At 63.4% G+C, this 21,624-nt stretch carries 20 protein-coding genes; 4 read left to right on the top strand and 16 right to left on the bottom strand.

The genetic code is table 11. The features are described 5' to 3' along the window. Positions 1-46 precede the first annotated feature (46 nt). From UB31_RS05030 to UB31_RS04980, 11 genes are all read right to left on the bottom strand, one after another. Positions 47-757, bottom strand: a complete 711-nt coding sequence (locus tag UB31_RS05030) for a hypothetical protein (protein ID WP_197090766.1) — start codon at positions 755-757, stop codon at positions 47-49. Between the two features lie 277 nt (positions 758-1,034). Continuing rightward, positions 1,035-2,192 (bottom strand): diphosphate--fructose-6-phosphate 1-phosphotransferase, encoded by a 1,158-nt coding sequence (locus UB31_RS05025; RefSeq protein ID WP_045010038.1) that lies wholly within the window; start codon positions 2,190-2,192, stop codon positions 1,035-1,037. 118 nt (positions 2,193-2,310) lie between these two features. Further along, positions 2,311-3,174, bottom strand: a complete 864-nt coding sequence (locus UB31_RS05020) for a sugar phosphate isomerase/epimerase family protein (RefSeq protein WP_045010037.1) — start codon at positions 3,172-3,174, stop codon at positions 2,311-2,313. Beyond that, positions 3,174-4,364, bottom strand: a complete 1,191-nt coding sequence (locus UB31_RS05015) for a dihydrodipicolinate synthase family protein (protein ID WP_045010036.1) — start codon at positions 4,362-4,364, stop codon at positions 3,174-3,176. The genes UB31_RS05020 and UB31_RS05015 overlap by 1 nt, the downstream gene beginning before the upstream one ends. Positions 4,365-4,374: 10 nt before the next feature. Further along, positions 4,375-5,526: a Gfo/Idh/MocA family protein gene (locus UB31_RS05010; RefSeq protein ID WP_045010035.1), complete on the bottom strand. Its 1,152-nt coding sequence runs from the start codon at positions 5,524-5,526 to the stop codon at positions 4,375-4,377. Continuing rightward, entirely contained in the window at positions 5,523-6,920 is a 1,398-nt protein-coding gene (locus UB31_RS05005) for an enolase-like domain-containing protein (RefSeq protein ID WP_045010034.1), read from the bottom strand. Before UB31_RS05005 ends, UB31_RS05010 begins: the two co-directional genes overlap by 4 nt. A 5-nt stretch (positions 6,921-6,925) precedes the next feature. Continuing rightward, a complete protein-coding gene (locus UB31_RS05000; protein WP_045010033.1) occupies positions 6,926-7,774 on the bottom strand; it encodes an ABC transporter ATP-binding protein in 849 nt (282 codons plus the stop codon). Further along, entirely contained in the window at positions 7,771-8,763 is a 993-nt protein-coding gene (locus UB31_RS04995) for an ABC transporter substrate-binding protein (protein ID WP_045008919.1), read from the bottom strand. Before UB31_RS04995 ends, UB31_RS05000 begins: the two co-directional genes overlap by 4 nt. A 51-nt stretch (positions 8,764-8,814) precedes the next feature. Beyond that, positions 8,815-9,624, bottom strand: coding sequence for an ABC transporter permease (locus UB31_RS04990; protein WP_045008918.1), 810 nt, complete (start codon positions 9,622-9,624; stop codon positions 8,815-8,817). Between the two features lie 318 nt (positions 9,625-9,942). After that, on the bottom strand, positions 9,943-10,650 hold the full coding sequence (locus UB31_RS04985) for a TetR/AcrR family transcriptional regulator (protein WP_197090765.1): 708 nt from the start codon (positions 10,648-10,650) through the stop codon (positions 9,943-9,945). 212 nt (positions 10,651-10,862) lie between these two features. Next, positions 10,863-11,711, bottom strand: coding sequence for a VOC family protein (locus UB31_RS04980; RefSeq protein WP_045010031.1), 849 nt, complete (start codon positions 11,709-11,711; stop codon positions 10,863-10,865). A gap of 211 nt (positions 11,712-11,922) precedes the next feature. On the opposite strand from UB31_RS04980, the gene UB31_RS04975 reads away from it, so the two are divergent. Then, complete coding sequence (locus UB31_RS04975) at positions 11,923-12,816, top strand: sugar kinase (RefSeq protein ID WP_045008915.1); 894 nt, start codon at positions 11,923-11,925, stop codon at positions 12,814-12,816. Positions 12,817-12,834: 18 nt separating this feature from the next. Continuing rightward, complete coding sequence (gene rbsK, locus UB31_RS04970; protein ID WP_045010030.1) at positions 12,835-13,752, top strand: ribokinase; 918 nt, start codon at positions 12,835-12,837, stop codon at positions 13,750-13,752. Positions 13,753-13,901: 149 nt separating this feature from the next. On the opposite strand, the gene UB31_RS04965 is transcribed toward rbsK, so the two are convergent. Then, a complete protein-coding gene (locus UB31_RS04965) occupies positions 13,902-15,122 on the bottom strand; it encodes an NAD(P)/FAD-dependent oxidoreductase (RefSeq protein WP_045010029.1) in 1,221 nt (406 codons plus the stop codon). A 262-nt stretch (positions 15,123-15,384) separates the two neighbouring features. Between UB31_RS04965 and UB31_RS04960 the strand changes: the two genes are divergently transcribed. Next, on the top strand, positions 15,385-16,179 hold the full coding sequence (locus UB31_RS04960) for an enoyl-CoA hydratase/isomerase family protein (RefSeq protein ID WP_045010028.1): 795 nt from the start codon (positions 15,385-15,387) through the stop codon (positions 16,177-16,179). After that, complete coding sequence (locus UB31_RS04955; protein WP_045010027.1) at positions 16,176-16,757, top strand: histidine phosphatase family protein; 582 nt, start codon at positions 16,176-16,178, stop codon at positions 16,755-16,757. The genes UB31_RS04960 and UB31_RS04955 overlap by 4 nt, the downstream gene beginning before the upstream one ends. Here UB31_RS04955 and UB31_RS04950 read toward each other — a convergent pair. The 4 genes from UB31_RS04950 to UB31_RS04935 form a co-directional block, all read right to left on the bottom strand. Further along, positions 16,750-18,090: a TRAP transporter large permease gene (locus UB31_RS04950; RefSeq protein WP_045008910.1), complete on the bottom strand. Its 1,341-nt coding sequence runs from the start codon at positions 18,088-18,090 to the stop codon at positions 16,750-16,752. The genes UB31_RS04955 and UB31_RS04950 overlap by 8 nt on opposite strands. Further along, positions 18,087-18,665, bottom strand: a complete 579-nt coding sequence (locus UB31_RS04945) for a TRAP transporter small permease (protein WP_045010026.1) — start codon at positions 18,663-18,665, stop codon at positions 18,087-18,089. Before UB31_RS04945 ends, UB31_RS04950 begins: the two co-directional genes overlap by 4 nt. Before the next feature lie 146 nt (positions 18,666-18,811). Beyond that, entirely contained in the window at positions 18,812-19,819 is a 1,008-nt protein-coding gene (locus UB31_RS04940) for a TRAP transporter substrate-binding protein (RefSeq protein ID WP_045010025.1), read from the bottom strand. Positions 19,820-19,879: 60 nt separating this feature from the next. After that, positions 19,880-21,598 carry an IlvD/Edd family dehydratase gene (locus UB31_RS04935; RefSeq protein WP_045010182.1) on the bottom strand — a complete coding sequence of 573 codons (1,719 nt, stop codon included), beginning with the start codon at positions 21,596-21,598 and terminating at the stop codon, positions 19,880-19,882. Between the last annotated feature and the right edge of the window lie 26 nt (positions 21,599-21,624).

The raw sequence follows: 21,624 nt of genomic DNA, 5'->3' as shown, positions 1-21,624 counted from the left end.
AGGATGGGTTTCGCAAGAGCTCAACCCATCCTACGGGCTGCGAGTGCTATGGAGCCATGAAAGCTCCAGAAGCGAGTGAATTAGCCAGTTGCAATTCAGATGAAGCCGCCTGGTAGCGGCGACCATCGAGCATGCGATCATAGAATTGAGGCAACCAACTCAATCGCTTTTCAATACCCGTCGTCAACGGTTCGCCCGCAAAATGGCCTGAGCTAAGCGGCCAACTGTCGGTAGCGACTATTTCCAGTTCGGCGCGAACCAACTTTGAGCCCGGACCGAAACGCTCTGCAAGATTGTGAGGATGGACTCGCTCCACCGTCTTCGGATCATTCATATCGCGAAATCGAACCAGCATCGGCAAACTGTCCAATTGCAGCTCGCGCTTTCCCGACAGTTGCCGAATTCTCCTAAATCCGTCTTCGACAGAACCTTGCGGGAATATGCCACCGGGAAACCCAAATGCCCTGAATACGATGGTTTCGGGGGCCGACCGGATATCGTCGCCGGCTACTAAGAGCGCAAACAGCGTCCCGCGCTCGCCGAGTTCAACAGCAACCGCTTCGCCTCGATGGCCGAAAACAAGGTTGCGGCCGCTCCCCACTTCGGGCTGCTCGTTGTATGTGACCTCAACGACGCTCGTGCCCATCTTGGGTTGGTCATCGACCTCAGCCACGAGGGTCAGGCGATAGCGCAGTGTTAGGCTAGGATAGGCCACATGATACGCAAGAATCACCACCCCAATGCAGATGGTGGTCACCGCGACAGCGATTCCAAGCCGTTTCATAGGGTTATAACACCGCCTGATTGACTTGTGCCATCAACACAATCGAAGGTTAAGCCTAAGTTTCGCAAGCCCACGAGGTCAGCCCGTAGGATGGGTAGAGCGAAAGCGAAACCCATCAACTTCATCCTTGCAGGTGGTCGAACAAGACGGACTAGACACTGCGTTGGTTGTCTGCGCGATGGGTTTCGCAAGAGCTCAACCCATCCTGCGGGCTAAGAGCCTCATGTTGAGAATGCTCTCTCCGACAATTTCATACGAACGGCGCGAAGATATCGTGCCGCTTGGGTAGAAGCCGCCGAAAATAGCGCCGTCCTTCTTCCGAAACGGTATTGCTGCCGACAAGGAAATCGTCGGGCATATGGCGTGTTTTGCCAGCCACGCGATCGAGCGGCACAAGCCGAGGTTCGATACACTCGCCGTCATAATGCAGCACCACCGAGCCGCTGCCGGTCAAGGCGCTTTGCGCGGCAAATGCGCCGGCGTCGAAAGCCTCCTTGCGGTCGGTTTCGTCGATCACGCCGATATATCCGCGCGGCAGATAGCCCAGTGTGTCGACACGCGCCCTGGCCTTGGGAAAACGCGATTTCAGCGCTTTCTGGATCTCGATGCCGAGATCACCGCCGGTCAATTGCAGATTGCCATGGGCGTCGCGCTCGATCGCCTCGCCCGCCAGCGCCTCGGCGAGGGGCCGGCCGGCTTCGTCCTGCACGCCCTCGGACATCGAGACGATGCAGCGGCCGAGCCGCGTGTAAACCGCATCGACGTCGTCGAGGAACTGGACAACCGAGAACGGCTTTTCCGGCGTGTAGATCAGATGCGGAGCATCGTCGGGCGATTGCTGCCAGCCCGCAGCCGCAGCGGAGAGAAAACCGGCATGGCGGCCCATGACGATGGCCACATAGATGCCGGGCATGGCGCGAAAATCGAGATCGACGCTGACAAGGGCATTGGCGACGAAGGCGGCTGCCGAGATGAAGCCGGGGACGTGGTCGTTCTCCATCAGGTCGTTATCGATGGTCTTGGGGGCATGCACGAAATGGCAGGGACCACTCGACTGTTGCCGCAGCAGTTCGAGCGTTCCGGCGGTGTCGTTGCCGCCAATATAAACAAAGGCGCGGGCGCCGAGCCGGTCCAGAGCCGCGAGGATATCAGAGCATGCGCCAGCATCTGGTTTGTCGCGGGTCGAGCCGAGCGCCGAATTGGGCGTGTTGCCGAGGCGGTGGAGTTCGGCCTCGGGCATGGTGGTCAGGTCGACGATGTTCCCCGCCGTGAGGCCTCGTACGCCATAGCGCGCGCCCAGAATGCGCGCGGACGGATCATGCCTGCGCGCGGCAAGGATGGCGCCACACAGGGTCTGGTTGATCACGGCGGTGGGGCCGCCGCCCTGGGCGATGACGATTGATGCCATGGATCCTCTATGACTTTGTTTCCGGCTATGCCGCCCGTGGACCGTGAGAGACGATTGAAGCGAAGATTGGCCAATGCTGCAACAGCTCGCAAGCCCGAGAGGGCCGTGCTCGCGGTCCCTACACCACCGTCCGGTGCCGCGCGATGCAGGTGCGCAGCACCTCGTCCATCGGCTTGCCCCACCAGTCATTGGAGAAGATCTCGATCTCCGAATAGCCGGCAAAACCCTCCGCTTCGACCGCTTTGCGCACGGATTTGATGTCGATGACGCCGTCGCCCATCATGCCGCGGTCGTTGAGGATGTCTTTGGTCGGCACCAGCCAGTCGCAGACATGGAAGGCGAGCAGGCGGTCTTTGCCGGCGCGCGCGATCTGGTCCATCAGATCCGGGTCCCACCAGATGTGATAGACGTCGAGCGCGACGCCGAGCAAGCCGGTGCGGCTGGGGTCGAGCCGGTCGCAGATGTCGAGCGCTTGTTTTGTCGTGTTCACGCAGGCGCGGTCCGCCGCATAGGCCGGATGCAGCGGCTCGATCGCCAGCGGCAGGTTTGCCTGTTTGGCGTAGTCGAGCATCTCGGCCAGGGCTTCCTCGACCTGCGTCCGTGCGCCGGCGATGTCCTTCGAGGCCTCGCTGCCCGGCCGTGAATATTGCGGCAAGCCGCCGACCACGAGCACGATACAGGGCGCGCCCAAGGCCTTGGCTTCGTCCACGCAGCGCCGGTTGTCGTCACGGACCTCGCCTCGGCGCGACGCATCGGACGTGAACATGCCGCCGCGGCAATAGCCGGAGAGATCAAGGCCGGCGTCGCGCACGGCGCGCACGGCGCGGTCGAGACCGACGGCGGCGACCTGGTCGCGCCAGGGATCGATGGCGCGGATGCCGTGCCTGGCGCAGGCCTCAATGATCTCGACGAGGTCACCCTGCTTGCGGACCGTCGCCGTGTTCAGCGACAGCCAGCGATGATCGGACGAAAAATCACGCATCAGGAGTCGATCCCGTGCGAGGCCAGCACGGTCTTCATCCGCCGCGTCGCGAGCTCTGGATTGGCGAGCAGTCCGGCCTGATCGGCCAAGCGGAACAGCTCGGCCAGATGCAGCATCGAGCGTGTGCTCTCCTGGCCGCCCACCATGGTGAAATGATCCTGGTGGCCGTTGAGGTAAGCCATGAACACCACGCCGGTCTTGTAGAAGCGCGTCGGCGCCTTGAAGATATGGCGCGACAGCGGCACCGTCGGCCCCAACACATCGTGGAAGCCGGCCTCGTCACCGGCAGCTAGCCGCGACAGCGCGTAGGACGCCGCCGGCGCGATGGCATCGAAGATGCCGAGCAGCGCGTGCGAAAAGCCCTGTTCGTCGCCGGCGATCAGCTCCGCATAGTTGAAGTCGTCGCCGGTGTACATCTTGATGCGCTTGTCCAGGCGGCGGCGCATGTCGATCTCGCGCTGCTTGTCGAGCAGCGAGACCTTGACGCCGTCGACCTTGGCAGCGTTGCCGTTGATGATGGCTACCGCCGTGTCCATCGCCTTGTCGAGATCCTTGGTGCCCCAATAGCCCGTCAAGGCCGGGTCGAACATGTCCCCGAGCCAGTGAATGATAACGGGTTCGCGGACCTGCGACAGCACGCGGTCATAAACCTTGGCGTAGTCGTCGGCGTTGCGGCCAAGCTTGGCCAGCGCACGCGACGCCATCAGGATGATGCGGCCACCAACCTTCTCGACCGCCGAGATCTGCTCCTCATAGGCGCGGATCACGTCGTCGAGACTCTTGGCATCCTCCACGGCGAGATGGTCGGTGCCAGCCCCTGAGAACACCAGCGCATTGCGCCGTTTGGCGGCAGCGACCGAGCGCGTGATCAATTCCAGCGAGGTCGGCCAGTCCAGCCCCATGCCGCGTTGCGCCGTGTCCATGGCTTCGGCAACGCCGAGCCCGAGGTCCCAGACGTGTTCGCGGAAGGCGATGGTCTTGTCCCAGTCGACGGCGGCGGCGAGCCAGGGATCGTTGTCGGCGAAGGGATCGACGACGGTGTGCACGGCCGAGAACGCGATGCGGCTGAGCGTGCCTTCAAGTTTGGCCGGAAAAATTCGCGACGCCGCGAGCCGGTAGGTCTCGATCAAGCGATCGGCCTTCGGCAGTTTTAGCGACAATGACGACATCTGCAGGACGGGCTTGTTCATGTGTCCCTCCTCAGACCTTGATCGGGGCGACGTCGATCCAGCGCCGCTCCTTCCAGCTCTTCAGCGCGCATTCGGCGAGCTGCACGCCCTTGACGCCTTCGAGCAGCGTGAACTTGTAGGGTGCATCCTCGTAGACGTGACGGATGAACATCTCCCATTGCTCCCTAAAGCCGTTGTCGTAGGTGACGTTATCCGGCAGTTTCTGCCAGTCGCCGTAGAAATCGTGCAGCCGCTTCTCGTCGGGATTCCACACCGGCCGGGGCGTCGCCTGCCGGGCCTGGATCATGCAGTCGGACAGGCCGGCGACCGCCGAGCCGAGCGTGCCGTCGACCTGGAAGGTGACGAGATCGTCGCGATAGACGCGCGTCACCCAGGACATGTTGATGTGCGCGATGGCGCCGCCCTTGAGCTGGAACGTCGCGTAAGCCGAGTCATCGGCGGTCGCTTTGTACTTCTTGCCCTGCTCGTCGTAGCGCTCGGGAATGTCGGTGTTGCCGATGCAGACCACGCTCTCGACTTCGCCGAAGAGATTGTCGAGCACGTAGCGCCAGTGGCAGACCATGTCGAGAATGATGCCGCCGCCGTCCTCGTCGCGATAATTCCAGGACGGCCGCTGCGCCTCCTGCCAGCCACCTTCGAACACCCAATAGCCGAACTCACCGCGCACCGAGAGGATGCGGCCGAAGAAGCCGGAATCGCGCAGGAAGGCGATCTTCTTCAGGCCGGGCAGGAACAGCTTGTCCTGCACCGTGCCGTGCTTGACGCCCTTGGCATTCGCAAGCTTGACGACCTCCAGCGCTTCTTCAAAATTCGTCGCAATCGGCTTCTCGCAATAGACGTGCTTGCCGGCGTTGATGGCCTGGGTCAGCAGGCCGGGCCGGGCCTGCGTGGTCGCGGCGTCGAAGAACATCGTGTCGTTCTTGTCGGCGAGCGCGGCGTCGAGATCGGTGGTCCAGCGCGTGATGTTGTACTGTTTCGCAAGCCCCTCCACCTTCTCGGCGCTGCGGCCCACCAGAATCGGATCGGGCATCACGCGGTCGCCGTTCTTCAAGCGAACGCCGCCCTGGTCGCGGATCGCGACGATCGAGCGGATCAGATGCTGGTTGAGCCCCATGCGGCCGGTGACGCCGTTCATGATGAGGCCGAGGCGTTGGGTGGTCATGCCAATTGCTCCTGAAGTGGTTTTGGCTGTTCGAGCGGGGCCAGCGCCGACCAGTCCGGATGGACCGACGTCGCAAAGCCCGTTGCGTTGAGCGATCCCGTCAGGAGATCGCCGTTGTGGATTTTGAGCCGAATGCCATGGCCGGCATCGGCGTAGAGATCGGGATGCGCCGCCGCGAAGGCTTGCGCTTCAGCGGCGGGCGTCTCGCCAAAACCATCGACATAGTGATGGCCGTTGCGCTCGGCATGGGTGATACCGATGAAGGCGCCGAGCGCGAGATCCTGCTGCACGGCAAGGCCAGCCTGGCACGTCAGATCCTCGCCCGTCACAAAGAACCTCGCTCCGCCTGCGCTCCATTTCGCAGCGCGCGTCGCGTTGACGATGGACTTGTAGAGCCCCTTGCATGATTTCGACGAAATGCCGCAATAGCCGAGCGCTCGCGCCGACGGGAACGCATCGTAGGAATCATCGGCTTCATCGATGATGAAGCCATGTGCGGCCAGGGAGCCGAGCGGAGATTGCCGGGTGATGTCGCGCGGCATCGGTTGCTCGACATAGAGCAGGCGCGACGAGATCGGTCTCAAAGCGGAGTCATGATCGAGCCGATCCATCAGCGCACGCAGCACGGCAAGATCGGCGTACTGCTCGTTCGCATCGAGCGTGACCTTGTAGTCCCGTCCGAGCGTATCGAGCTCCTTGCCGATGCGCGCCAGCCGCGCCGCATCCGCCGTGGAGTCGCCGGACAGCTTCAGCTTGAAATAGCGTGCGCTGGCATTCTCGCTGATATCGGCAACGCCGCCTTCGCCTTCAACCGTGTCGTCAAGACCAACGGTATGCCTGATCGCGACGCGCGGCAGCGGCTTTCGGCTTGCGAGAAATTGCGCGATGTCAGTGGCTTTCAGATCGGGCGAAAGCCGCGCATCGATGCCGGGGATGTTGCCGGCCATCCCGTCGAAGAAATTGGTCTCGACGGCACGCAGCACCGCATCGAGCACCGCCTTGTCGATCTCCGCCGGGCCGTAGGCCGCAGCCAGCGCCGGCATGTTCTTTTTCGCGCAGGTTGCGACCTGGGCACCGATGCACGACGCGTGCAGATCGAACGCCGTCAGGAATTCAGTCCGCGCCAAATAGAGCCCGCGCGCGATTACGAGCGAGCGGCGCAACTCGTCGACCGTCTGCGCCGGCGACAGCTCCGCCCGCTTGTCGAACCATTTTGGCACCAGCAGCTCGGCGCTGGCACCGACGGCGGTTCCCCTGCCCTCGAGCTCGATCTCGACCCGCACGAACAGCTGCGGCGTCGCTTTGATCGTGATCGCGCCAAAGCGGAACGGCCGCGCGAACTGCACGGGACGTTCGAAGAACGCGATGTCTCGCAGTTTCAGGCGCGGTGCCATGGTCGTTAGTCCAGTGAACCCTGCGAGAAGAAATGCTTGCGGATGCGCTGCACGAGCTCGGTGAAGACCGGATCGGCCATCACGTCGAGCGAGCGCGGGCGCGGCAGCGGCACGTCGTAGATCGCGGCGATCGCACCGGGACGCTCGGTCATGACCAGCACGCGGTCAGCGAGGAACACGGCCTCCGGAATCGAATGCGTGATCAGGAGCACGGTCTTCCTGGTCTCGCGCTGGATCCGCATCAGCTCGACATTCATGCGCTCGCGCGTCAGCGCATCGAGCGCACCGAACGGCTCGTCCATCAGCATGATCTTGGGATCATGCACCAGCGCGCGGCAGATCGAGGCGCGCTGCTGCATGCCGCCGGAGAGCTGCCAGGGCAGCTTACTCTCAAAACCCTCCAGCCCGACCATCTTCAACAGCGCCTTGGCGCGTTCGAGATATTTTTGCCGCGGCAGCCGCTTCATGTCGATCGGCAGCATCACGTTGGAGAGGATGTTGCGCCAGGGCAGCAGCAGTGCGTTCTGAAAGACGATGCCGACATTGCCGTGCGGCGTCGTCACCTTCTCGCCCTCGACCAGGATCTCGCCGGATGTCGGCGGCAGCAATCCCGAGATCAGCTTGAGCAGCGTGGACTTGCCGCAGCCGCTTGGCCCGACCACGACGAAGAACTCACCGTCGTTGATGTGGAAATCCAGCGGCCGCAGCGACGGCACATCGCCGTCGCGCGTCCGGTAGGTCTTCGACACGCCGGCCAGCTTGATGCCCGACGCATCGTTGCCGGCCCGGTCGCTCACCAGTCTCAGATGCGCGGCCGGTTGCACGGCGTTGTCAGGTCTTGCAGGTTGGTTCACGAGTCGCCCTTCGGCAGATAGTCGTTGGTGTAGAACGCCTTCGGGTTGTCCTTGGCCTTGGCATCGAGCCCGCCATATTCGACCATCAGATTGACGCTGTCGGTCATGTTCTGGTCGGTGACCTGGAACGGCCGCTTGCTCTTGGTCTCGGGCGTCCGGTAGAGCGGAATGGTCAGCTCAAAGCCTTGCGTCAACGTATCGATCTTGCCGCCCTTCGGGTTGGCATCGAGGATCGACTGTGCCGCCGCCTTCGGCTCCTTCTCGGCGGCTTCGACCGCCTTGGTCGTCGCAGCCATGAAGCGGCGAACGAGATCGGCATTGGCCTTCACATAGTCGGAGTTGGCGATGATGCCGGATGAGACCATGTTGATGCCGTAGTCGGCGAACTTGATCGGATAGACGTCCTTGCCGGTGGCGTCCTTGATCTTCATCGACTGGTCCATGACGTAGCCGAGCAGGAGATCCGCCTGGCCGTTGATGACGGCGTTGAGCTTGGTCTGGCCGTCGCCGGCAACGGTGGTGAAGTCACTCTCCTTCAGGCCGGTCTTCTTCAGGAACAGCGGCCAGATCTGGGTCATGGAATCGGCCGGCGTGATCGCGACCGTCTTGCCTTTGATATCTTCGGGCTTCTTGATGTTCTTGTCGGCAAAACCCATGGCGGACATCGGGCTGGTCTGGAGCAGCACACCGGTCGCGATGACAGGCGCGCCCTTGATCGCGGCGCGCATCATGGTGGGCACGTCGACATAGCCGAAATCGGCGGTCTTGGCCGCAACGGCCTGCGTGGTCGCAGCCGAGCCGCGGCCTTCCTGGATCTCGAGATCGATGCCCTCGGCCGCATAGATGCCCTTGGCCTTGCCGTAATAGAACGGCGCATGCTCACCATAGACGTACCAGTTCAGCATCAGCACGACCTTGTCGGCCGCCTGCGCCGGTGCGACCGCGAACATCATCAGCGCCGTCGAGACAGCCCCTATCCACCGCTTCATTGTCACTCTCCCTTGTCGTTATGTTTCGGCCGTTGGTGGCCGTTGCTTAAACTAAGAGGCGAAAATCACGTCCTCGCGCTGGCTGACATGCCAGGGAATGACCAGCTTCTCGATCCGGTCGACGATCCAGAACAGGATCACGCCGAGCAGCGCCAGGATCACCAGCGCTGCGAACATCGTCGGCAAATCGAATGTGCCGATCGAGCGCTGCATCACATAACCGATGCCGGAGTTGGAGCCGACGAACTCGCCGACGACGGCACCGACCACGGCGAGCGTCACTGACACCTTGAGGCCGGAGAAGATCGCCGGCAGCGCATGCGGCAGGTTCACCGCGCAAAACACCTGGAAGCGGCTGCCCTGCATGGCGCGGGCGAGATCCACCATATCGGGGTCGACCGACTTGAAGCCCTGCACGGCGGAGACCACCACCGGGAAAAATCCGAGCAGGAAGGCCGAGATCACTTTTGGAATGATGCCGAAGCCGAACCAGACCACGAACAGCGGCGCAATCGCGATCTTCGGCACGGATTGGGAGAACACCAGCAGCGGATAGACGTAGCTCTCGACCGTCTTCGAGCCCGCGATCAGCATCGCCACGGGAATGCCGAACAGCGCCGACAGCGCGAAGCCGCAGACGGTCGCATAGGTGGTCGGCCATGACTGGCGCAGCAATTCCGGCCAGTCGGTCCACAGGACCGCGACGACATCGGCCGGCGACGGAATCTGGTAGGCGGGAATCCTGAACAGCCGGATCGCGAGATCCCAGGCCACGACGATGAAGACCAGGAACAAAAACGGCCGGATCCAGGCCGCATTCAGCATCTTGGACACCGCACTCTGCGGCTTCAACTCAGCCACGTCTCACTCCCGGTCGTCTTCTTCGTTCGGGGGAGAAATTAACCCGTTGGATAAATACTGTCCAGTGGTTTCCCTGTGACGTTTTGCGCGCGGTTCCGACGCTCGTGGGGGTCGTGCACCTCTTAAGCGACCAGCCAATCGCGCGGCACCCTCGGTGTCATTCCCCGCGAAAGCGGGGAATCCAGTACGCCGCGGCTTCTCCGGATCCCCTCACCGCCTCTGGAATACTGGATCGTCCGCTTTCGCGGGCGATGACAGCTGAGGTTGAGGAAACAGCAGACGATACGTCCGCCCTTCACGAGTACGCGGGCTTCGCCGCTAAACCGTCTGCGCCACCTTGGCCCGCGACTTCGGCGCCTTGACGATCTCCAGCAGCTCCGCCGACTGCCCGGTCAGCGCCGCCAGCACCAGGCCGGCCATATGCGCCAGCCGTTCGTCCTTGGCTTTCTTGTCCAGCAGATCGCGGCCGAAGATCACGCTCAGCGTCGCCGAGTTCGACAGATAGAAAAAGCTCAGCGCCGCGATCGAGATGTAGAGCTGCACCGGATCGACCGCGACCTGGAAATCGCCAGAGTCCACGCCGCGCCGCACCACGGTGCGGATCATCTCGACGAAGGGCGAGTGCATCGACTTGACCTTGGCCGAGCGCTTCAAATGTTTTGCGCGCGCGAGGTTCTCGGTCTGAAGCAGCGACAGGAATTCGGGATTGCGCAGAAAATAATTCCAGGTGAACTCGATCAGCCGCCTGATGGCCTGGGGCGGATCGAGATGTTCGAGATCGAGCCCGCGCTCCTCGCTGCGGATCTTGTCATAGGCGCCTTCCAGTACCGCGAGATAGAGCTCGTCCTTGTTTCCGACGTGGTAGTAGAGCATGCGCTTGTTGGCGCCGGCCTTGGCCGCGATGCGATCGACGCGCGCGCCGGCGAGCCCGTGGGTCGAAAACTCCTGCTTGGCGGCTTCGAGAATCCGCAGCCGCATCCCTTCGGGGTCGCGCTGCCATCTCAGAGTTTGCTTTGCCTTCGCCAAACCGGTGCTCGCTGGGTACTCTCGGTATGCCATGTACCACGCGCCCAGCCCGCCGCATAGTTTCGCAACAGTGAAAGCCAAGCAAGCCGGTTTCGTAGGGTGGGCAAAGGCGCCCTTGCGCCGTGCCCACGTCTTCGCATCAATTGGGCAAAGACGTGGGCACGCTTCGCTTTGCCCACCCTACGGGAGTCTTCGAAAAGAGAGAGCCGACCTCAATCCACCGGCTTCGGCGAGCGCTCCAGCAGCACCGTCTGGATGCCGCAGGTGCCGTTCCGCACCGTCATGATCCGCGTGCCCGGCTTGCGGCCGTTGCGCACTTCGGTGACGTCGAGGCCGGCGGCGAGCAGGCGGGCGCGCGTGGCGTCGATGTCGGCGACCCGCCAGCTCAAGCCCCAGAGACGGTCGTGCAGGGAGTCGCCGCCCGCCACGGGACGGCGCACCACCTCGACGATGAGATCGCCGCAGCGGAAGAACATCAGCTGGCCCCAATCCTGGTGCGAACGATCCAGCGCCAGGTCGAGCCCGAGCCGTGCGCCATAGAGCGCCGCGGCGCGGTCGGAATCCTCGGTGGTGATCACGACGTGGTCGAGTGCGTCGATCGGCGCGATGTCGGTCGCAGCCGACAGTGGACGCTCCTCGGCGAGTTCGAGAAAGAACATGCGCACGCCACGGGTGAGTTCGGTCGCGGCCCGCGTGCGCTTCCAGTGCAGGACCGCGCTCGTCGCGACGTCGCTGCTTGCGACCTCGGCGACCGGATCCGGCTTGAGCGCTACCCGGTCGAGCCGCCGGTGCATCTTGCCCATGTCTGCGACGCGAAAGCACAGGCTGGCGAGCACGCCCTCGCGGTCGTCGAGCAGTGCGCGCATCCGGTCGGCGGTCAAGCTGAACCCGCTCGGCGCCATCAGCTCGATGGTCATGTTCGCAAGCGTGAACAGCACCCGGTCGGCGCCCTCGCCGGAATTCTGCCAGGCCGGCGCCCGCCCCAACAACGTCTGATAGGCCGCCTTTGCCGCACCGATATCCTGGACCAGAGCGACGACGTGATCGAGGCCGGTGATCATATTCCCCCCTTTTTTATGGACCGGGAACAACCGGCCGAGACACGGCATTTGTCCGGGCTTGGCATGGCCCTGTCATGGTCGTATTCCGGCCCCGTGCCGACCTCAAGCGCCTATGGCCATGGCATTGCGAATAATTTTGGCGTTTCTCCCGCGGAAGCGGTGCTAAGGTAAGCAGGCCGGCCGGGACCACCCAGCGCATCACGGACAACCAATGCAGGCTCTCTTTATCGGACAGACTTATATCGACGTCGTCTTCATCACCGACCACATGCCGACCGGCGACGAGAAGCACGTGGCGACGGACTACGCGGTCTCTTTCGGCGGCAACGCGGTCACGGCGGCGTTCTGCTGCGCCAAGCTCGGCATCGTGCCTGATCTCATCGCCACCGCGGCCAATGACTGGCTCGGCCGCATGTTCATGGACATGTGCGCGAAGTACGGAATCTCGCTGCATGGGCGGAAGGTGAATCAGTCCTCGCTGTCCTTCATCATGCCGAAGGACGGCAAGCGCGCCATCGTCCGCTGCCGCGACGACGATCACATCCACCCCTTCCCGATGCTCAACCTCGGCGGCTGCCGCGTGCTGCATGTCGACGGCCATCAACCGGACGCCGCGCTGCACTACGCTAAAGTCTGCCGCGAGGCCGGCATCCTGACCTCGCTCGACGGCGGCGGCCTGCGCACCAACACGCATGAGCTCCTGGAATTCATCGACGTCGCGATCGTGGCCGAGCGCCTGTGCGAACAGATGGACCTGACGCCGGAGAAGATGCTCGATTATCTCAAGGGCCGCGGCTGCAAGATCGGCGGCATCACCATGGGTGAGAAGGGACTGCTCTGGTACAACGAGACCGGCGCCGTCGAGACCATGCCGGCGATGCCGATCCCGCGCGAGCGCGTGATCGACACCAACGGCGCCGGCGACGTGTTCCACGGCGCCTATGTCTATTCTTATCTGGCCCATCCCGGCAAAAGCTGGCGTGAGCATTTTGATTTTGCCCGGGCGGCCTCGACCTACAAGATCCAGCGTCTCGGCAACGAGGCGGGACTTCCGACCCTTGTCGACATCGCCAAAGTCAGGCACGAGTTCGAAGTCAGGGTTTAGGCTTCGAAAGGGTTGTTTATGGGACGCGTCTTCGTCGCCGGCAGCATCAACATGGATGTGGTGGCGACTGCCGATCGCCACCCGAAGGTCGGCGAGACCGTCGCCGGCCGACAGGTGCTGTATTTTCCGGGCGGCAAGGGTGCGAACCAGGCGGTCGCGGCGTCACGGCTTGGCGTGCGGACCACGCTGATCGGGCGGTTGGGCAAGGATTCCTTCGGTGACGAGCTGAAGGCTTTTCTCGGCGCACAGGGCATCGATCTCGGCTCGCTCAGGGAGACGGCGGAGGCACACACCGGCACCGCCATCATCACGGTCGCGGCCTCCGACAACACCATCGTCGTCATTCCCGGCACCAATGCGCTGGTCAGCGCTGATGATGTCGCGGCCGTCCCGCTGGCGAAGGGTGACGTCGCCGTCAGTCAGTTCGAAATCCCGCTGCCGACCATTGCCGCATTCTTTCAACGCGCTCGCGCAGCTGGCGCCACGACGCTGCTCAACCCGGCACCGGCGCAGAAGATGTCGCGCGAGATGCTCGCGCTGGTCGACATCCTCGTGCTGAACGAGACTGAGCTCGGCTTCCTCGCCGGCGCAGAACTGTCAGACAACGACGAGGCCGCGCGGATCATCACTGTGGCGCGCGGGCTTCAGGCGCGCGCGGACCAGACCATCTGCGTCACGCTCGGCAAGCGCGGCGTGCTCGCGCTCGCCGGCCGCGAGGAATTTTCGGTGCAGGGACGCACGGTGAAGGCCGTCGACACTACCGGCGCCGGCGATTGTTTTGTCGGCGCGCTCGCCGCGCAATTGGCGGAAGGCGTGGCCTTGCGCGCAGCCCTCGCCTTCGCCAACGCCGCAGCGTCGATCAGCGTGCAGCGCATGGGCGCGGGGCCGTCGATGCCGACGGCCGCGGAGGTTGCCGCAGTTCTCAACGCCGGCTGATGCCGTTCTTACCTCGCCCCGCTTGCGGGGAGAGGTCGGATTGCGAAGCAATCCGGGTGAGGGGGTACAGGTCTCGCGATCATCTCATCTGTGGAGAGAGGCCCCTCACCCCAACCCTCTCCCCGTAAGAACGGGGAGAGGGAGAAGACTCAAGCCAGCGCGCCCTTCAGATCAAAGCTTTCATCCACGGCTTGCTCCGGCGTGATCGAGCGGTCCATGCCGAACAGGCGGCGGCCGAACATATGATCGCCCGCGCGGTTGATCGACTCGATGCCGAGCAGCTTGTCGCCCTTATAGCAGAACGCCGAGAACGCCTTCCTGGCGGGATCGCCACGCAGCACGACGCGGTCGTAGCCGGTGGTGAGGCCTGCGATCTGGAGCTTGTCGTCGCCCTGATCGCTCCAGAACCAGGGATGGCTGTCATAGACCTTGCTGTCGCCGGTCAGCCGCGCCGCCAGGCAACGGGCGTGATCGGTAGCGTTCTGCACCGACTCCACCCGCAACGATCCGCCGAAACGCGGGCTTGCGAACAGCGCGCAATCGCCGATCGCCGAAATGTAGGGATCAGCGGTCGAGAGATATTCGTCGACGATGATGCCGGCGGCGACCGGCAGCCCTGCCTCCGCCGCGAGCTCGATGTTCGGCAGCACGCCGACGCCGACCACGACGAGGTCGGCGGGCAGATGCCGGCCGTCGCTGAGGCTGACGCCGGTGACCTTGCCGCCCTCGGCCTCGATGGAAGTGGCCTGCACACCGAGATGAATGCGGATGCCGGCCTCGCGATGCCGCGCCTGAAAATACTCCGAGACCTCCGCCGTCACCGCGCGCGCCATCACGCGCGGGGCGAGCTCGAGCACGTCGACCTCGAGGCCCTTGATCCGCGCCGTCGCCGCGAACTCCAGGCCGATGAAGCCGGCGCCGATGATCACGGCGCGCTTCTTCGAGGGAATAATCGCGCGCAGCGCCTCGCTCTCGTCGAGGATGCGCAGATATTTCACGTCAGGCAGATTCGCGTTGGGCAGATCGAGCAGCCGGTTGCGCGCGCCCGTCGCCAGCACGAGGTGGCCGTAGGCAAGCGTCTCGCCCGAGGCGAGCAGCACCTTGCGCCCGGCGCGATCGATCGACACGGCGCGGCCCGCGATCAGCTCGATGGTCTGGTCCTGGTAAAATTTCTCCGGCCGGAACATCAGGCTGTCCGGCCCGGCGGAACCCTTGATGTAGGCTTTTGACAAAGGCGGCCGCTGATACGGCAGATGCGCCTCGTCATTGATCAGGCAGATGCGCCCGGCAAAGCCCGCCTGACGCAGGGATGCCGCGACCTGGTAGCCGCCATGGCCGGCACCGACAATGATCACCGGACCATCCATCATTGGAACAGCCCGACTTTCTGGACACCGACCTTCTGGACACAGGTATACCCCACGTCGTCCCCTCTCTTGCTGATTTGGCTTGTCAGCCTCGTCGATTGAGGAGCCGGCGCTCGTGTCCGTCCCTAAACGATGGCAGGCCCATTTGAGCCTATCGTTCCGGCTTTCGCAAGGGTGGTCCACGGGGCACTGGCGGCCGGGGATTGTCACCCCTCGCCTTCTGCGATTTAGTTGCAGCAACCACCTCCTGCCGGGGATTTCTCAGATGCCAGCTCCCGTCTCCCATCCCGACGATCCCGCGCTGCTGCGGATCGACGGCCCGATCGCGACCATCACGCTGAACCGCCCCACGGCGTTCAACTCGATCAACCTCGCAATCGCGCAAAAGCTCGAACAGCTCGCGGCCACTATCGAAGGCGACGACACCATCAGGGTTTTGGTGATCGAGGGCGAAGGCCGCGCCTTCTCGGCCGGCGGCGATTTGCAGACGATCGGCGCTGCGGCTGAAGCCAACACCGTGACGCCGGTCGTAGGCCAACTGCTGAAGCACTATCATTCCTTCATCGAGATCATCCGGCGCATGCCGAAGATCTCGCTGTCGAGCGTCCACGGGTCGGCCGCAGGTGCCGGAATGGGGCTCGCCTTCGTCACCGATCTCTGCATCGCCGCGGAGGACGCCAAATTCACGCCGGCCTATGCCAAGATCGGCGTCTCGCCGGATGGCGGCTCTACGGTCGGCATCGTCGGCACGGTCGGCTCCCGCCGCGCGCTTCAGATATTCCTGTCCGAAGACAATTTTACCGCGCAGCAGGCCCATGAATGGGGACTGGTCGCGAAGATCGTTCCCGCGACCGAGCTGAAGGCGGCCACGCGGCAGCTTGCCGAGCGGCTCGCGCAAAATCCGCCCGCCGCGATCGCCGGCACAAAGTCGCTGGTCTACCAGGCTGCCGCCACGCCGGTGAAGCAGCAGCTCGACGCCGAGGAGCACAAGATCATCATGGCGATGAACACGGACGATTTTCGCGTCGCCGTGAAGAAGTTCACGAGCAAGGGCAAGTGAGCGGGCCTACACCATCACGTTCGTTCTGCAGCCTGCGTCACGGCGCGACCGATTGGAATCGGCAGGGACTTTTTCAGGGACGAACGGATAATCCGCTGAACGAGGATGGTCTGCGGCAAGCGCACGAGGCCGCCGATCTGTTGCGCGGTGTCGGCGTCAGCCGCATCGTCGCAAGCCCGCTGGTGCGCGCGGCAAAAACCGCCGAGATCATCGCCGACGCGATCGCGGTGCCGCTCACGATCGATGACGGCATCATCGAATTCGATTTCGGAAGTTTTGAGGGCCTCCCCGTCCGCGACCTCATGATCAAGCATGGCGTCAACTCGGCGACGGGCCTCGTCTCGATCCTGCCCGCCGACGGCGAGAACTGGGACGCCATGACCGAGCGCGCGCTGCGCTGCGTTTCCACGTGGCTCGACCGCTGTCCCGGCGACCATCTGCTGTTCGTCTGCCATGACGCGGTGATGCAGGGCATGGCAAAATCGCTCTCGGGCAGCTACTTCAAGAACAGCCACGGCACGCCGTTTCGCTATGTCCGCGACGATTCCGGCTGGCGCATCGAGCAGATCGTCACTTAGGACAGATATAGCCCGTCCCTGCCGGCGACTTGAAGCAGCCGACCGATTCCGGCAGCACGTGCTGCGGCAGCCACAGCACTACGCTCGGGAAGTAGATCACGAACGCAATGGTGGCGAAGAACACGACATAGATCGGCAATGCCGCGCGCAGCGCTTTTGCAAAACTGACGCCAACGAATTTTGAAGCCATCAACAGCACCAACCCATAAGGCGGCGTGATCAGGCCGAAGGCGAGCGTGGCGATCAGCACCACGCCCATGTGGACGCCGTTGATGTCGCCCGCCTCGGTGAGCGTGTTCACCAGCGGCATGAAGATGATGATGGTCGGGACCGGCTCGATGAAGTCGCCGACCACGGTGAACAGCAGCACCATCAGCAGCATGATCAAATGCGGATCGTTGCCGGCGATCGAGGTGATCATGTCGGCGATGTAGCTCGCGCCGCGCAAGTAAGCGAGCATCCAGCCGAAAGCGTTGGCGGCACCGATCGTGATCAGCGGCAGCGAGAAGATCAGGCCCGCGAGACAGAAGTCGTAAGGGATCTTCCTGATATGCCCACGGTTGAGTGCGGGGATCACGACCAGGATGATCCAGACCACGGCGACAACACCCGCTTCCGTCGGCGTGAACCAGCCGGTCAAAATGCCGCCGAGCAGGATGACAGGGATCATCAGCGGCAACGCCGCGTCACCGGCCGCGAACATCACCTGCCGCAATGGCGCGCGCGGCTTGCGCAGGCCGGAGGGGCCGAAGAAATAGCAATAGATCATCAGCCCGAAGCCGATCATCAGGCCGGGCACCACGCCCGCCATGAACAGGCCGGCGATCGAGACGTTGCCGACCGCGCCATAAACCACGGCCGTGATGCTCGGCGGCACCAGGGCCGCGATGGTCGAGGCAGACGCGATGATCGCGGCGATGAAGGCGGGCTCGTAGCCCTCGCGTTTCATCGGGCCGCCCAGCGCGCGGCTCATCACCGCGACGTCGGCGGTGGTCGAGCCCGACATTTCCGAGAAGAACATGCTGAAGACGACCACGACCTGCGACAGCCCGCCCCTGATATGCCCGACCAGCGACACCGAGAGATTTGCTATTCGCACCACCACGTTGGCCGAGCTCATGAGCTCGCCGACCAGCAGGAAGAACGGGATAGCCAGCAGCGCCTCGGAATCCATCCCGTCAAAGATCTTCTGGATGATGGCCGCGAGCGAGACATCCGACAGGATCGCGCCGATGAAGACGCCCGCCATCAGCGAGAACGGCACGGGCACGCCGAGATAGCCGAAGGACAGGAAGCAGATCGACATCAACGCCAGGACAACAGGTGCGCTCACAGTTGCGCCCTCGTCGGTGCGTCGGTGACGACGGGCGCAACATCCTCGTCCGGCGGCTCGGGATGGTCAAAACCGTTGCGCAGGCCGTTGACGAGCTGCTCGATGGTGAACAGTCCGATCAGGACGCCCGACAATGGGATGATCGCATAGAGCGAGGCGATCGGGGTGCCTGACGGCAGGCGGAAACTCCCGAAGCCGCGGAGATAGTTCTGGTAGCCGTACCAGATCAGGCAGAAGGCGACGCCGAGCACGACGAGGCGGATGATGATCTCGACGATGATCCGCGGCACGCCATGCATCGCTTCGGAGATCGCGGTGAGATAGAGGTGGTCGTTGCGCCGGGTCGCGGCCGCGGCGCCAACGAAGATCGCATAGATGAACAGCGTCGAGGTGACCTCCTGCAACCACAGCCAGGGATGGCCGATGGTGCGGGTGACGATGTCGGCGGTGACCGACAGCGAGAAGCCGAAGCACAGCAGGCCACAGAGGATCATCAGCGCGAGCTCGAGCCAGTCGAGCCAGCGCCACTTCAGGTGACGCTGGCGTTGCAACACGAGCTTGTCGGCGATGGCCATTACTGTTCCCGGCGAAGGCCGGGACCCATAGCCCCAAGCCGTTGTGATGAAAGCAAGCTGACAGCCACCGTGCCCCAAGCACCGCTGCGGAGTATGGGTCCCGGCCTTCGCCGGGACGACTCGCGGGGGTGACGGAAATCGCGGCCTTAATTGATCGACCGGATCAGGTCCTTGATCTTCACGGCGTGCGGGCCGAGCTCCTTGGCGAGCTTGTCGAGATAGGGGTCGGCGATCGCCGCAAAGCTCTTCTTGTCGACGTTGTCGACGATCTTGACGCCCATCTTCTTCAGCTTCTCGGCTGCGGCCCGCTCGAGATCGAACGCCTTCGCCGGCTCTTTCGAGCTGATCTCGTTGGCCGCGGTCTGCACCCACCCCTTCTGTTCCGCCGACAGGCTCTGCCAGAGCTTGTCCGAGATGAACACCAACGCGTTGTTGGCTTCGTGCTCGGTGATGTTCAACACCGGCGCGACCTCGTAGTGCTTGTTGACGAGGTAGACGTTGATGCTGTTCTCGGCGACGTCCATCACGCCGGTTTGCAAGCTTGTGTAGACGCTGCCGAACGGCATGTGCACGGTCTGGGCGCCGTAGGCCGGGAACATGGTGTCCTCGGTTGCGGTCGCCTGCACGCGGATCTTCAGGCCCTTGATGTCGCCGACGTTGTGAATCTCCCTCTTGGAGTACATGTGGCGGACGCCCTGCGAACCGGTCGCGATCACATGCAGGCCCTGCGTGGTCTCGTCGATCATGGTCTTGAGGGCTTCGAATACGCGGGGATCGGCGAGCCCCTTGACCACGTGGTTCTCGTCACGGAACAAATAATGCAGCGACATCACGCCCGCTTGCGGCGAGATCGTCGCGGTGTTGGCCGAGGAGATGATCGAGAACTCAATATCCCCGGCCTTGACGAGCTGAAGAACCTGCGGCTCCTGGCCGAGCTGCGCACCGGGATACTGATCGATGATCATGGTGCCCTTGCTCAATTCCTTGAGCTTGTCGGCAAAGAGGTCGCCCGCAATCGAATAGCCGGTGTTGCGTGGCTGGTCATAGGCGAAGCGATAATGCTTCACCTCCTGCGCCGATGCGCCCGTGACGACGAGAACAGCGGCCGTTGCTGCCAGCCGATATAAGAATCTTGGCATGGATCGTGCGATCATCGTCTCCCCCTGTTTTATCGCTCGCCGCTTGTGCGGTCTGAGCGTTCGTTCGAGTGGTTGTCAGCCCTTTTCAGTCTTTGGTCCAGTCCTCTGCATGAAATCGAAGTCGCAGCCTTCGTCGGCCTGCATGATAGTCTCGTTGAACAGCCAGGCGTAACCGCGCCGCGCCTCGTCCGGCGCAGCTGCCGGCTTCAAGGCGGCGCGCCGGCGCTCCAGCTCGGCAGCATCGACCAGCAGCTCGATGCTGCGTTTTGCAACATTCAGCTGGATCATATCGCCGTTCTTGACCAGCGCCAGCGGGCCGCCGACGGCGGATTCCGGCGTGATGTGCAGCACGATGGTGCCGAACGCCGTGCCGCTCATGCGCGCGTCTGAAATGCGCACCATGTCCTTGGTACCATTGCGCGCAAGCTTCTTCGGGATCGGGAGGTAACCCGCCTCGGGCATGCCGGGCGCGCCCTTGGGGCCGGCATTGCGCAGCACCAGCACGTCGTCGGCGGTGACATCGAGATCGGGATCATCGACCCGCAGGGTCATGTCCTCGACGGATTCGAACACCACCGCGCGCCCGGTGTGCTGCAACAGTTTTGCGCTCGCGGCCGATTGTTTGATCACCGCGCCGCGGGGCGCAAGATTGCCGTGCAGGACGGCGAGGCCGCCTTCCTTCTTGATCGGATTGCTGCGCGGGCGGATTGCGTCCTGGCCGGGCACGTCTTCCGCATTCGCGACGACATCGCGCAGGCTCTCGCCCGTGATCGTCTTCGCATCGAGATCGACGAGATCGCCAAGCTGCGCCAGCAATTTCGGCACGCCGCCCGCGTGATGGAAATGCTCCATGTAATGCTCGCCGGACGGCTTGAGATCGACCAGCACCGGCACCTCGCGGCCGATCTGGTCGAACACTTCGAGATCGAGCCGGTGCGGCGAGCGATGCGCCATCGCCGTCAGATGGATCAGGCCATTGGTCGAACCGCCGATCGCTTGCAGCACGACCTGCGCATTCCTGAAGGAGGCCAGCGTCAGAAATTCACTCGGCTTCGGCCCCTTGGTCTTGGCCATCTCCGCCGCAACCCGGCCGCTGGCTTCCGCAAGACGAAAGCGCTCGGCATGCGGCGCCGGGATCGTCGCGCTCATCGGCAGCGAAAGACCCATCGCTTCAATCATGCAGGCCATGGTCGAGGCCGTGCCCATCACCATGCAGGTGCCGACCGACGGCGCCAGGCGGCCGTTTACTGCCTCGATCTCGACATCGTCAATCTCGCCGGCGCGATACTTGCCCCACAGCCTACGGCAGTCGGTGCAGGCGCCCAGCACCTCGCCCTTGTGATGGCCGACAACCATGGGACCCACGGGAATGACCACGGTCGGCAGGTCGGCGCTGATCGCGGCCATGACCTGCGCCGGCAGCGTCTTGTCGCAGCCGCCGATCACGATCACCGAATCCATCGGCTGGGCCCGGATCATCTCCTCGGTGTCCATCGCCATCAGGTTGCGCAGATACATCGAGGTCGGATGCGCGAAGCTCTCGGCGATCGAGATGGTGGGGAACACGAACGGCATCGCGCCCGACAGCATCACGCCGCGCTTCACGGCCTCGATGATCTGCGGGACGTTGCCGTGACAGGGATTGTAGTCGCTATAGGTGTTGGTGATGCCGACGATCGGGCGCTCCAGCGCGTCGTCGGAATAGCCCATGGCCTTGATGAACGCCTTGCGCAGGAACAGCGAGAAGCCGGCATCGCCATAGCTCGTCAGACCCTTGCGCAACCCACTCGTCATCATGCCGCTCCTTCCAAGCTGCCATT

This window comes from Bradyrhizobium sp. LTSP849 (assembly GCF_000938255.1).
GTDB lineage: Bacteria > Pseudomonadota > Alphaproteobacteria > Rhizobiales > Xanthobacteraceae > Bradyrhizobium.
Note: the sequence above shows the minus strand (reverse complement) of the source record. Positions and strands in the feature narration are given on the sequence as shown.